The sequence below is a fragment of the Paenibacillus sp. HWE-109 genome (assembly GCF_022163125.1).
In the GTDB taxonomy this organism is placed as follows: Bacteria; Bacillota; Bacilli; order Paenibacillales; family NBRC-103111; genus Paenibacillus_E.
In genome coordinates this window covers 5,006,809-5,019,370 of the sequence record NZ_CP091881.1, presented here as the reverse complement: position 1 = coordinate 5,019,370, position 12,562 = coordinate 5,006,809, and the positions used below count along the sequence as shown (strand labels likewise).

Sequence of the window (12,562 nt, the reverse complement as noted above, 5' to 3'; positions counted from 1 at the left end):
AATGTTAATCCCCTTATTTGTTTATACCTTTCACGTCGATTAAAGCTAATACTAAGAAATTCTGTGTGCTAGCATAGGCAGCGAAGAATAGCCCGCGTGTTGCTAGAATGGCTGGCATGCCTTTTCTCAAAGTAAGAGTTCCCATGGGCAGCAGTTTGCGCAGCGGATATACCATTAGTACTAAGCCCATAATGACTAAAACAAACCCAGTTATTATCGGCAGCATGCCAAGACCAACTAAGAAAATCCCCGTACCTACTGTTAATAGTAACGCCATCCATGTAGCTGCGGCACCGTTGTCCCCTTGTGTACCCTGTATTTTTAATTTTCTGAAAGCAGGTAAGCTAAGCAGAGCTGAAAGAAGCAAGATCGGTAATATTCCCCAGAAAACAAATCTCCAGGACCATTGATCTGCAATAAGACCTGCGACGTATGGACCGATCATCGACGGAAGAACATAGGCTGTTCCGAATGCCCCGAGTATTTTGGCGCGTAATTCATCGGGGTAACTCAAGGATATTGCCGTGTATACAAAAGTCATCATAGCTCCTGCACCTAGGCCCTGCATGGCTCGCGCCAAAATCCATGATATATTGTCCGATTTGTGAGGCTGCTGCCGTTTGTACGGGGTTATGTAAGAATGAGTTGAATTTATTTCAATCCATCCTCGGAAGTGATGTTCTTATCGAACGTGTAGAGCATATTTTGGCGGGTGGGAGAAATTGTGTATATAGGGTTAAGGAAAATGAGTAAGCGTGGGGAGAGGGTTCGATGTGCTCAGAATAGGGTAGCTAAAAGTGTTTGGCTACCCTATTCGTCACGCAAAAGGACCGTCAGGATTTTCCTGACGGTTTGCTGACAGCTAGAATGTTAGTGTGCTTGAATTATCTTTTTTAATTCCTCGATTGAAATTCCGGTAAACTCAGAGACGGACTCCATATCCATTCCTTTTGAAAGCATTTTGGCGGCTACTTCAAGTTTGCCTTCAAGTTTGCCTTCAAGCTTGCCTTTCAATTCGCCTTCTTCTCTTGCACCTTCCCGTAAAGAAGCTTCATCATGCAAAGCCTTTTGTCTCATTTCATAAAGCCGACGAGCTTCAGCATCCTGACTCAGGAATTCCAACACAGCCATTGCTTTACCAAGTTCTGGGTCCTGCATTTTCAAAACCTCCCAATTTTCTGTATTGTCACTTTTGAGAAAAAGCAACCAATTGACTAAACCGCCTGAAGGAGTTGTTTGCTGATGGTTGAGCTTAGAGAGTTCAAGAAAATGAATTTCCAAATCATCCGTTAGTGGGAGCCCACTAATATCCTCCCTTAAATGGAACATGTTATGATACTGTTCATTCGGAAGGATAGAGAAGTTAAGAATATTGATAGTTAACACACTTTTTTAGCTTTTTATAGGATTGTCCTTCTTCAAGCTGGCACGCGTACTGTTTACTCCAATAATACAATGTGCGTTTTTCATTATCATAGCGGTTAAATAATTGCATTTCGATATTAATCAATTTGCCTTCTGCTGTTTTCGCTTGAATGTCGAAGATGGATTGTTTATCTTGAGGCGAGTCTTTATCTGTGTAGGGGTTCATAAGTATGATTTCTGTAAGAGGAGGCTCTCCGGCATCTTGAAAGGTTCTGTTAAGAAAAGCCAAAAGGAGATCCTTGTTGTCTTCGCTGCCAAATATGCGTTTAAAGACAAAATCGATCTTTGGGTCTAGCAAATCTCTCATGAAGATCAGCTCCTATTCAGTTTAATTATATCATGAAGATTCTATAAAGCTTCATTTTTTGTCAGATCTGCTAATTTACTTGTGCTCGCATAAAGCGATTTGGCGAGCAACCACTTTTTAATAATGAAAGAAAGCTTTATATTAGAAAGTGAATATACACTTCACAAGCGAGGAGGGAGCGACTCCACGGATGCAATCCCATGGTTCTGTCGCGCAAATGCGATGCATGTACAAACCTATATCCCGAAGGCTCCATTGTCAGGTTTTGTGAATTATTTCTGGTATTTCGAAGGATATGCTCCGCCACATTCGAAGGAGCTCGCGATGCCTGATGGTTCGATTGAACTCGTGATCAACCTGCGTGAAGAGAAGATTAAATTGTTTGACCGAGAATATAAGAACCCAACTCGGACATATGGCAGCTCGGTTATTTGTGGGCCGCATTCCGAATATTTCATCATCGATACTTCCGAAGAGACCACGGTCTTGGGCATACATTTCAAACCTGGCGGTATGTATCCATTTCTTAAAATGCCGCTAAATGAACTGCATAATACACTTGTTTCCTTGGAAGCACTGTGGGGAGCAAGAGCGCATGAATTGCGAGAGAAGCTGCTGGAATCAGAGGTCGTGAATGATAAATTTCGAATACTAGAAGAGAGTCTTACAAAACTAGCCTCACGACCGCTAGTTCGACATCCGGCTGTAAGCTTCGCGCTTAATGAGTTTCAGAGTTTACCACATAGAAGTCCTCTCTCCGATGTGATCGGACAGATCGGTTTAAGTCATAGGCGATTTATCCAGATTTTCAAAGAAGAAGTGGGAATGACGCCGAAGCTCTTCTGTCGCCTTCGCCGCTTTCAGGAGGTGTTGAACCGGATAGATCGCACCAAGAATGTCAATTGGCTGGATGTCGCTCTCGCATGTGGTTACTATGATCAGATGCATTTTATTAAGGATTTCCAGGCTTTCTCAAGTCTCAATCCGACAGAGTACTTGTCGACGCAAGTCAGACATCCTAATCATGTTGGTCTATAGGGTCAATTTTTTACTATAAGCTCATGGGGGATATCGGTTAGGCTATTGATATGAGGCGGGTTCAGTCAGCATGATGGCAATTAGCGATAGGACAAACCTCATCATTTCGGGAAAAAGGAAGGTGGAACTATATGATTAATGCAACGCCATTCCTCTGGATCAAGAATGCTGCTGAGGCGATTGAATTCTATAAGAAGGCTTTTGGTGCGGTTGAGCAATATCGTTTGACAGAGCCGGGAGGCAAAGTGGCTCATGCCGAAATTACAATTGGCGGAGCCAAGATATCACTAGCAGGTGAATACCCGGAATATGGTATTCTGGGGCCGGAAACGCTCGGGAATACGACGGTCGGTATCCAACTTCAAGTCGAAGATGCGGATAAGCTGTTCCAACAGGCGATTGCGGCTGGAGCCACAGTTGTTAATCCGATGATGGATCAATTCTATGGTGATCGAGCTGGAAGTGTGAAGGATCCGTTCGGACATTATTGGATGATCTATACGACTATTGAAAACGTGAGCCCGGAAGAAATGCAGAAGCGGTTCCTCGCCATGTTTTAAAGTTAAGTGTGGGATAAATCTTACGAACTCCTACACCGGAAGAATGAAAGCACAGTTGACGGTGAAAGACTGCGATTCGTATAATTTAGCTATGACTATTCCCATTATATCTACTAAATTATATATCCCTCCTTCACGGCCAAATGTGGTTGTCCGGCCTCGTTTAATCGAGCGGATGAACGAAGGGCTGCACCGTAAACTTACTGTCATTTCTGCTTCGGCAGGATCTGGCAAAACAACACTGCTCAGCGAGTGGCTCGCTTGTTGTGATCGACCTGTTGCATGGCTATCCATGGATGAGGGGGAGAACGATCCCACCTGTTTTCTGACCTATCTATTTGCTTCGTTGCAGTCGATTGCAACAAGCATGGGAGACGGCGTGTTCGGCTTCCTGCAATCTCCTCAACTTCCACCAATGGAGTCGATGATAGCAACGCTGATTAATGAAGTCTCCTCCATTCAAAATCATTTTGTTCTCGTGCTAGATGATTATCATGTAATCAAAGCGGGACCGATTGATCAGGCGATCGCCCTATTAATAGAGCGCATGCCGCCACAGATGCATCTGGTCATCGCTACCCGTGAAGATCCGCGTCTGCCGCTGGGACGTTTACGTGTCCGGGATCAGTTGACGGAAGTACGAGCCGCAGATTTGCGTTTTACCTCTTCCGAAGCAGGTGAATTTATGGATCAGGTGATGGGGCTACAACTTTCCAGGAAAGACATCACCTTGCTTGAGTCTCGAACAGAAGGCTGGGTTGCCGGTTTGCAATTAGCTGCTCTTTCCATAAAGGGACAATCAGATGCCTCCAGCTTCATCCAGTCTTTTGGCGGCAGCCACCATTTCGTTGTCGATTATCTGGTAGAAGAAGTGCTGCAGCAGCAATCAGCGAACGTTCTGACTTTCTTGTTAAGCACATCCATCCTCGACCGATTGTGTGGTCCACTATGCGACGCGCTTCTTGATAGTGGTCTCGAAGGACACCTCGCTTCTTCATCATCCGGGCAAGAGATCTTAGAATATCTCGAACAAGCCAACTTGTTCATCGTTCCATTGGACAGCGCGAGGCATTGGTACCGTTATCACCATCTCTTTGGTGATTTGCTGAGAACGCGGCTGCAACAGAGTATGGGCGCATCCATTTCGGCAGAACTGCATATTCGTGCCAGTGAATGGTACGAGGATAATGGTCAAGAGATCGAAGCTTTTCACCATGCTGTCGCTGCCCATGATATTGAACGCGCTGCTCGTCTGGTGGAGGGGAAAGGGGTTCCTCTACTTTTTCGGGGAGCCGTGGCGCCAGTACGAAATTGGCTGGATTCGCTGTCACAAGAGGAGTTGGATGCAAGACCTTCGCTGTGGGCGATCTATGCCTCATCTTTACTGTTGGTGGGCCAAACGACAGGTGTAGAGCAGAAACTTCAGTCCGCTGAAAGAGCTCTGCAAGGAGCAGAACAAGGAACCGAACAAGACGCTAAAAATCTGGATACGATCGGACATATTGCGGCTATACGGGCTACGCTGGCTGTCAGCAAGCACGAGGCAGCAACGATCATTGCCGAGTCGAATCGAGCGCTTGCTTACCTGCACCCCGACAACTTGCCTGTCCGCACAGCCACAATCTGGTCGCTTGGCTATGCTTACCATCTTCAGGGCGACCGCGCTGCGGCCAGTAAGGCTTATACGGAAGCACTGTCCAACAGTCAATTGATCGGACACGTCATAATCACCATCTTGGCTTCTCTCGGCTTAGGGAACATACAAGTTCAAGAAAACCAGCTAGCTTTGGCAGCAGAGACATTTCTGCAGGTATTGCAATTGGCTGGCGATCCTCCTATGGCAATTGCCTGTGAAGCGCATCTGGGCTTAGCCCGCATTTTCTATGAATGGGACGATCTGGAGGCAGCTGAGCGGCACGGACAACAGAACGTTCTTTTGGCGCGGCAGTTTGCGGATACAGATAGAGTAATTGCAGGTGAAGTGTTTCTTGCAAGGCTCATGCTTGCACAGGGAAAGGTGAGTGGAGCCGCTGCTCTATTAACAAAAGCTGACCATCTTGCTCGTCAACACAATTATGGGAATCAGATACCGAATATCGCTGACGTACAAGTGCTTGTGCAACTTCAACAAGGCCATCTGGAGGCAGCAGCGCATTTGGCAGAGAAGAACGGACTGATTATCAGCCAGGCAAGGGTCCATTTAGCTAAAGGGAACACGATCCTGGCATTAAGGCTGCTCGAGTCCAAACGATCGGAGCTGAAAGATGAACAGCTCAAGAGCACTGTTCTAATGGCGGTTGCGCTGCATTGGCTAGGCGATAAAGCGAAAGCTTCGCAAATTCTTCTAGGCGCGTTGACAATGGCAGAGCCTGGCGGCTTCATCCGCACCTTTGTCGACGAAGGTACCCCGGTGAACAGGCTGCTGTGCGAAGTAGCGGCTCAAGGTATCAGGTCGGATTATATAGACAAGCTGCTGGCTGTATTCGAAGCAGAAGTTGTAGGAAGAGTGGTTCCCTCTGAGAATACGCTTATTGAGCCGCTGAGCGGGCGTGAGCTGGAAGTTCTGAAGCTAATTGCCCAAGGACTTTCAAATCGCCAAATTAGCGAGCGACTGTTTCTTTCACTCAGTACGGTCAAAGGGCATAACCAACATATTTTTGACAAACTGCAAGTCAAACGGCGTACCGAAGCTGTCGCACAGGCTCGCAAGTTAGGTTTGCTGTAGACTTCATTTGCAAACAGTACTTTAGTATCTGTATGGCGTACCGTTTTGCCGCTACACTCCTTGTAAATGGACGTTGAGGGGGAAGCGCATGAGAGCGATTGTCTGCACAAAATATGGATCACCGGATGTCTTGAAACTCCAAGAGGTAGATAAGCCTACGCCTAAGGACAATGAAGTGTTGATTAAAGTCTATGCAACGACAGTTACATCAGGGGATTGCAGAATCCGCAGTTTTAGAAGCCCATTCTTGTTCTGGATTCCAATGAGGATCATGATAGGTTTGAGAAAACCGAGAAAACCGATTCTGGGTTTGGAATTAGCGGGCGAGATTGAAGCAATAGGCAAAGATGTGACACAATTCCAAAAAGGTGACCATGTTTATGCCTTAAATGGGATGCGTTTTGGTGCTCATGCTGAGTACGCCTGTCTGCCTGCAAACGGGGAAGTGGCGCTCAAACCAACGAATATGACGTTTGAGGAAGCGGCTGCTATTCCTTTTGGCGGAACTTCAGCCTTGCATTTTCTTCGAAAAGCAGGTATTCAGAGCTGTAAGAAAGTTCTTATCTATGGGGCCTCCGGAGCAGTAGGAACAGCCGCTGTTCAGCTTGCCAAGCATTATGGTGCAGAAGTTACCGGAGTATGCAGCACGGCTAATGTCGCATTGGTGAGGTCTCTGGGAGCAGATCAAGTAGTGGATTACACGCAGGAAGATTTTGCACAAAGTGGGGTGCATTACGATATCATCTTTGATGCTGTTGGGAAAATCTCCAAAGCGAATTGCAAGACCGCGTTGACGCCGAATGGGGTCTACGTGTCTGTTGAGGGATCTGGGGTAGCCAAGGTAAGCAAAGCAGATTTGATATTCCTCAAAGAGCTCGCAGAGACAGGGAAGTTACGACCCATCATCGACCGCCGCTATCCGCTAGAACAGATGGCAGAGGCTCATCGATATGTCGAAAAAGGACATAAAAAAGGCAATGTTGTCATCACATTAAGTGCAAAGACATATTGAAGATAAGTAGGAGGCATGAAATAATGGATGTAATTAATTGGTAACCAAAGGGGGCTTTCTATGTGGATTCAACATCGCTTGATAGGCAGCTTAATCGTACTAGCGCTTAGTGCAGGAACTGTTGCCTTGCCTGCTTCTGCGGAAATAAAAGTAGATCCGGTGCTGCAGACAAATGTAGTGCCAATTATCGATATCAACCCGAATCTCAAAGATTTGACTATTTTCAAAAACTCAAGCTTTGTGCAGTTAAAATGGAAGGCCCCAACTATCGCTATTTCTTATGTGGGAGCTCCGGTTGTTTCATCGGATAATACGATCTATTTGGGCGCCAAAGTCTATTTGGCCAGCGGTGTCGCGGCTTATCAATCTGATGGTACAAGAAAATGGATGCTGGGGCTTGATGAGGAAATCTTAACCCCTCCAACAGTCGGACCGGATGGTACCATCTATACAAGTAAAGGCAGAGAGGGCAGCCAAGGAGAGGTCGTTGCTATTCGTCCTGACGGCTCAATTAAATGGCGTTTCCCAGCAGGAGACCATGTCAAATCCGTGCCTGTTTTTGGACCGGATGGTACCCTGTACGCGGCCTCCAAGAACGGGATCCTTCATGCGTTGAATCCGCAAGATGGTTCAGAGATGTGGTGGTATGATTTGGAAATTAAATCGCAGGCCAACCTCGCTGCAGGATCCGATGGCACTATTTATGCAGCCATGGGGACGAATTCACTCTACGCCATCAAACCCAATGGTACGAAGAAATGGACTTTTGCAGCAGGAGGAGCCTTGACATCAGCTCCCGCAATTGGTCCGGAAGACACGATTTATGCTGGATCGGAAGATCATAAGCTATATGCTATTTCACCTAATGGAGTGAAAAAATGGGAATACGATCAGGGCAGTCGTGTGTTTGCACCATCGATTGGCCCGGACGGCAGCGTTTATTTTGGCTCAGAGGATACGAAGTTGAATGCCGTACTGCCGAACGGTACGTTGAAGTGGCAGTTTGCCGCTGGAGGCACAGTGACCCCACCTGTGATTGGACCCAATGGGCTGATCTATACCCACTCCTCTAGCAACCAAGCCATGTATGCGCTAAGTTCAGCGGGCAGTATCCAATGGCAATATAAAATTGAAACAAACGAAGCTTTTCCGCTTGCCGTTGGTGAAGATGGGACTGTATATGACGTATCGACGAAATTTAATGAAGCCGAAGGCAAGAAAGCCCAAGGCTTGGGCAGCGTATTTGTACTAGACATGTATGCGCTCAAAGTACCTGTAACTGCCTTGGCGATAGACCAACACGCACTAACTCTGCAAGAAGGGCAGAACGGAACGCTTAAAGCCTCCGTCACGCCAAGCTATGCCTCTAATTTGAAAGTAGGTTGGAAAAGCAGCAATCCCAACATCGCTTCTGTAGACGCCAAAGGGAATATCAAGGCGCTTATTCCCGGTTCAGTAACCATCACCGCAAGCAGTGATGGCGGGATTACGGATCAGAGCAAAATAACTGTCACGGAAGGAACTGCGGTGAAGCCTGATCCCACTAATACGGGTGTCGCAGCAAGCCCTTTTACCGATACCAAGGGACACTGGGCAAGCGCTGAGATTGCCAGTGCCTATGAGCTTAAAGTGGCTAGCGGCTATCCTGACTTTACATTCAAACCGGATGCAAGCATCACGCGATCCGAATTTACCGTTATGCTTATGAACGGCTTGAAACCTGCTCTAGAGGGTGACCCGCTTACGTTCGGTGATTCGAACACTATTGAGGACTGGGCGGCAAAGGCAGTGAAACAAGCTGTCAAACTAGGAATCATCAGCGGCTATCCAGATGGGACCTTTCATCCGACTTCTAACATTACCCATGCGGAAATGATCTCCATGGTCGTGAAGGCACTGGGTACTGCGCTTACCCCGGGGGTTTCCACGACTTATGCGGACGATGCCGATATTCCGGAGTGGGCCAAACCGGCGGCCGTCATCTCGGGCAAAAATAAGCTGCTTGGCGGCACGCAAGGCAATCAGTTTGCCCCAGCTGCCTTAACGACCCGGGCGGAAGCTGTGACAGCCATTGTGCGAATGCTTGCTTTGAAACCATAGGAAAGTACAGTTAGCTAGTCTATTCCTCCCCAGCTATCATAGTTAGGGAAGAACCAGATTTTCAGAATGAGCGATTTTGATCGACTTAATAACCTAGCCGCAGGCTGGGTTATTTTATATGCTTTTAAAGAAAAGAGGAGGCTTAGCAAAGGGAATGGATGACTGATATCGTCATAATATGGTAGTATTAGGAAATTGAAAGGAGAGTTTGCTGTGTTACTTAAATTTTTGGCTTTTGGTTTGTTATGGCGTCTTGTAGGCAATCCGTTTATTGCCCTTCTAATCTTATTAATCATTCTCTATGTGTTAGATAGAAGATTTGTCGGATTAACGCCAAATATTTTTAAGCCGTTTCAGTTGAATCGCCGGGCAGCTCGGCTGCGCAGCGATTTGCATGCAAACAAGCATAATACCTCAGCGAAGCTGGAGTTGGCACGCATCTTACTTGAACGCAAAAAGTATCGTGAGGCACTTCCCTACTTGGAACAAACCTTAGAGATCATGGAAGATTCGGCAGATGTCCACTATGAAGTAGGTCTATGTTATTTAAAACTAGGGGATCTGACCAAAGGCGAGAGCTTTATGCTCAAAGCAATTGAATTGAATCCGCGCGTCAAATTCGGCGAAGCCTACCTACGATTAGGCGAGGCATTGGCTCCTGCGGACCCGGGCCGCGCGGCTGCCTTCATCGAGCAGTTCCGTGATTTGCATTCCTCCTCGGTGGAAGCTTATTACCGGCTCGGTCAGCTGTATATGCAGCTCGGTCGTACAGAGGACGCCAAGCGCGCGTATCGCGAGGCGCTCGATATTTACCGCGGCTTGCCGCGTTACAGCCGTAGACAGCAGCGGCGTTGGGCGCTATTAGCGCGGTTTAAATAAGAAGAACCTGAGGTTCAGCGCCTCAGGTTCTTCTATTAACTATGCGCGTATAAAGCAGCACGAACAGCCAGGAGCCGATAAGCCCTATGAGTATGGAACCGATTGTGTGCCAATCATACAACCCAATTGACGATTCCTGCTCGGGCCTGGCTAGATCCCAGAGTGTCAGCAAGGCTGGATGCAGGAGGTAGATTCCGAAAGAAGCCGTGCCGATGGAGGTGGCGAAACGACTTAGGCTGGTTTCTTTCACGAGCAATTGGCGCGCCCCCAGATCAACGCATAGCGGAACAGCCAAACAATAGGCAAGCAGCGCCAATTCAAACCAGGTATTTTCAAGAGAAATAAGGCTATATTGATGAAGAAGCAGCAGTAGGGTATAAGTGGTCCCAGTCAGCACGGTAAAGCCATAGATCCATCTGCGGTTATGATTGGCCCAGTTGATGATGGCTGAATAATGAATCCCCATGAAAGCTCCGAACGCGAATAATGCCGTATAACTGATAAACAAAGAGGCATATTCAGGGATTGGTGTAATCCAATGGTGAAAGCTATAGCCTGCCGCTTGCAGGCCAATTCCTATAGGAATTAACAGTTGACGAATGCGAGGTGAGCGTTTTACGAGCGTCATCATCCATGGAAACAGTAAATAGAACTGAACAATGATGATCATATAATAGAGATGATAGCTGGCATTTCCAGATAGCAATAGTTTTAAGAGATAAATCACATTGAAGTGAATCGTTCCGTGAAACATAAACTGGTTATACAAATAGTAGAAAATAGACCAAAGCACGTAGGGAATCAGAATCTTACGCAGTCGTTTCGTCCAGAAAGTACGAGACATGCCCGGCTCCCATCGGTCGTAGTAGGTGTAGAAAAGGACAACACCGCTGATCCAGATGAACAAAGGGACCGTGAATAAACTGGCCTGGTTGAGTGTGAAGAAGACAGCTTGAGAAACGGTACCCAGAGGCAGTAAAGTCGCCCCGGAGGTTCCGTGTATGAGCAGAACAGCTAGGATTGCAATTGCGCGCACGATGTCGATTTCTGGAAGTTTGGGTCTAGATAACATAAGGGAAGTCTCCTTTTTTCACTTTTTTCACTGTATCATGAAAGAATTAACAGGACAACAACATCCTTAGCAGGTGAGTCAGGCTGCTTGCTTGACGCTTCCTAGCTGCCCGCGATACACTGAGAGAAGATTGAAACAAGTGAAGTCAAGAGGGTGAAGAACATGAGCTATGAATATGTCATGCAGGCGATATTGTTAGTGTTTTTGGTAATTATCACTTTTTTTGCAATGGTAATTTGGACGAAATGGCGTAAAAGAGGACGGAGATAGCCGTATGTACTTTATTAATCATGAACAAATTGATCAAAGAATTCAGTTTCTGTCTTCTTTAGCAGAAGCTAGCAATCAGTTGAAACAGCAGTGGGAGCGCGGCACGAATGATCTTGTTTGGCAGCTTGCCCAAGAGCGGGTGCTTCATTTGGCTATCGAAACGGTGACGGATATTGGAAGTTTACTAATTGACGCTTTTATATTGCGAGATGCGAGCAGTTATGAAGATATTCTCGAAATTGTCCATGGTGAAGGGGCTTACTCGGAACCATTGAAAGCAACGCTGCTGCAGCTTGTGAAGCTGAGGAAGCCGCTCGTTCAAGATTATGCAGAATGGAATCGTCAGGATTTAAATCCGCTAATCCCTCTATTGCCAGCGGTTTTTGAGGAATTTGCTTCGAGTGTTAGCGCGTTTATCAAGCACGAACTGGAATAACATACATAGTTGTTTCTTAATTTACTTATTGTTTATGTTGCTGTAAAATGAGACTAACGATAGTCTGAGGGTAGGTGAGCCAATGAATCAAGCACTTGAAACATCCACACGCAAAGTGATTCTTTCTATGCTCAAGACTCAAGGGCCTCTAAGTGTTCATGACATGTCCAAACAGCTGGGGATAACAGAAATGGCCGTCAGACGTCATATTCATTCCTTGGAGAAAGACGATTTGCTCGAAACAAAGCTTGTCCGGCAGGCGATGGGCAGACCGACGAATGTTTACACATTAGCCCCGCTAGCTGACGAATTATTTCCCAAGAAATATATGCAGCTAACGATAGATTTACTGGATGAATTGCTCGAAGGCGAAGGTCATGAGAAAATAGATCGGCTTTTTGAAGGCAGACAAGAGAAGCTTCAATCTCGCTATGAGGCGCGAATGCAGGAGAAGAGCTTGGAACAACGGGTAGCTGAGCTTGCACTCATACAGAATGAGAATGGTTATATGGTGGATTGGTCACAGGTAGACGAAGGCGAGTTTGTGTTCAGCGAGCATAACTGTCCGATTACGCAAGTGGCGAATGTTTTTCAACAAGCTTGTCGATGCGAGCTAGCGCTTTTTCAGCATTTGCTTGACGCCAATGTGGAACGAACGGAATGCTTGGCCAAGGGCGGCAATAAATGTTTATATATCATAACGCAAAATAAATAGTCATCCATTGAGTGCAATGCTCA

At 46.5% G+C, this 12,562-nt stretch carries 10 protein-coding genes and 1 pseudogene; 8 read left to right on the top strand and 3 right to left on the bottom strand.

Annotated features, from left to right (window positions below; genetic code table 11):
• Positions 1 to 13 precede the first annotated feature (13 nt).
• Together LOZ80_RS21355 and LOZ80_RS21350 are read right to left on the bottom strand one after the other, a co-directional pair.
• Positions 14 to 580 (bottom strand): MFS transporter, encoded by a 567-nt coding sequence (locus LOZ80_RS21355; RefSeq protein ID WP_443146969.1) that lies wholly within the window; start codon positions 578 to 580, stop codon positions 14 to 16.
• A 290-nt stretch (positions 581 to 870) separates the two neighbouring features.
• Positions 871 to 1,732, bottom strand: a pseudogene (locus LOZ80_RS21350) (Rpn family recombination-promoting nuclease/putative transposase).
• Positions 1,733 to 1,954: 222 nt separating this feature from the next.
• On the opposite strand from LOZ80_RS21350, the gene LOZ80_RS21345 reads away from it, so the two are divergent.
• From LOZ80_RS21345 to LOZ80_RS21320, 6 genes are all read left to right on the top strand, one after another.
• Positions 1,955 to 2,770 carry a DUF6597 domain-containing transcriptional factor gene (locus LOZ80_RS21345; protein ID WP_337950969.1) on the top strand — a complete coding sequence of 272 codons (816 nt, stop codon included), beginning with the start codon at positions 1,955 to 1,957 and terminating at the stop codon, positions 2,768 to 2,770.
• A 131-nt stretch (positions 2,771 to 2,901) separates the two neighbouring features.
• A complete protein-coding gene (locus LOZ80_RS21340) occupies positions 2,902 to 3,330 on the top strand; it encodes a VOC family protein (protein WP_238166598.1) in 429 nt (142 codons plus the stop codon).
• 91 nt (positions 3,331 to 3,421) lie between these two features.
• Positions 3,422 to 6,055: a winged helix-turn-helix domain-containing protein gene (locus LOZ80_RS21335; protein WP_238173067.1), complete on the top strand. Its 2,634-nt coding sequence runs from the start codon at positions 3,422 to 3,424 to the stop codon at positions 6,053 to 6,055.
• A gap of 88 nt (positions 6,056 to 6,143) precedes the next feature.
• Positions 6,144 to 7,067, top strand: coding sequence for an NAD(P)-dependent alcohol dehydrogenase (locus LOZ80_RS21330; protein ID WP_238166597.1), 924 nt, complete (start codon positions 6,144 to 6,146; stop codon positions 7,065 to 7,067).
• 60 nt (positions 7,068 to 7,127) lie between these two features.
• Positions 7,128 to 9,167 (top strand): S-layer homology domain-containing protein, encoded by a 2,040-nt coding sequence (locus tag LOZ80_RS21325; RefSeq protein ID WP_238166596.1) that lies wholly within the window; start codon positions 7,128 to 7,130, stop codon positions 9,165 to 9,167.
• A 213-nt stretch (positions 9,168 to 9,380) separates the two neighbouring features.
• Positions 9,381 to 10,046 carry a tetratricopeptide repeat protein gene (locus LOZ80_RS21320; protein ID WP_238166595.1) on the top strand — a complete coding sequence of 222 codons (666 nt, stop codon included), beginning with the start codon at positions 9,381 to 9,383 and terminating at the stop codon, positions 10,044 to 10,046.
• Positions 10,047 to 10,068: 22 nt separating this feature from the next.
• On the opposite strand, the gene LOZ80_RS21315 is transcribed toward LOZ80_RS21320, so the two are convergent.
• A complete protein-coding gene (locus LOZ80_RS21315) occupies positions 10,069 to 11,118 on the bottom strand; it encodes an acyltransferase (RefSeq protein ID WP_238166594.1) in 1,050 nt (349 codons plus the stop codon).
• A 274-nt stretch (positions 11,119 to 11,392) separates the two neighbouring features.
• On the opposite strand from LOZ80_RS21315, the gene LOZ80_RS21310 reads away from it, so the two are divergent.
• On the top strand, positions 11,393 to 11,824 hold the full coding sequence (locus LOZ80_RS21310; RefSeq protein WP_238166593.1) for a DUF86 domain-containing protein: 432 nt from the start codon (positions 11,393 to 11,395) through the stop codon (positions 11,822 to 11,824).
• Positions 11,825 to 11,906: 82 nt separating this feature from the next.
• Complete coding sequence (locus LOZ80_RS21305; RefSeq protein ID WP_189009505.1) at positions 11,907 to 12,539, top strand: helix-turn-helix transcriptional regulator; 633 nt, start codon at positions 11,907 to 11,909, stop codon at positions 12,537 to 12,539.
• The last annotated feature ends 23 nt before the right edge of the window (positions 12,540 to 12,562 follow it).

Excerpts from the sequence above, each read along its gene's own strand:
- LOZ80_RS21345 (WP_337950969.1), top strand. The coding sequence starts at position 1,955 with ATGCATGTACAAACCTATATCCCGAAGGCTCCATTGTCAGGTTTTGTG.
- LOZ80_RS21340 (WP_238166598.1), top strand. The coding sequence starts at position 2,902 with ATGATTAATGCAACGCCATTCCTCTGGATCAAGAATGCTGCTGAGGCG.
- LOZ80_RS21335 (WP_238173067.1), top strand. The coding sequence starts at position 3,422 with ATGACTATTCCCATTATATCTACTAAATTATATATCCCTCCTTCACGG.
- LOZ80_RS21330 (WP_238166597.1), top strand. The coding sequence starts at position 6,144 with ATGAGAGCGATTGTCTGCACAAAATATGGATCACCGGATGTCTTGAAA.
- LOZ80_RS21325 (WP_238166596.1), top strand. The coding sequence starts at position 7,128 with ATGTGGATTCAACATCGCTTGATAGGCAGCTTAATCGTACTAGCGCTT.
- LOZ80_RS21315 (WP_238166594.1), bottom strand. The coding sequence starts at position 11,118 with ATGTTATCTAGACCCAAACTTCCAGAAATCGACATCGTGCGCGCAATT.
- LOZ80_RS21310 (WP_238166593.1), top strand. The coding sequence starts at position 11,393 with ATGTACTTTATTAATCATGAACAAATTGATCAAAGAATTCAGTTTCTG.
- LOZ80_RS21305 (WP_189009505.1), top strand. The coding sequence starts at position 11,907 with ATGAATCAAGCACTTGAAACATCCACACGCAAAGTGATTCTTTCTATG.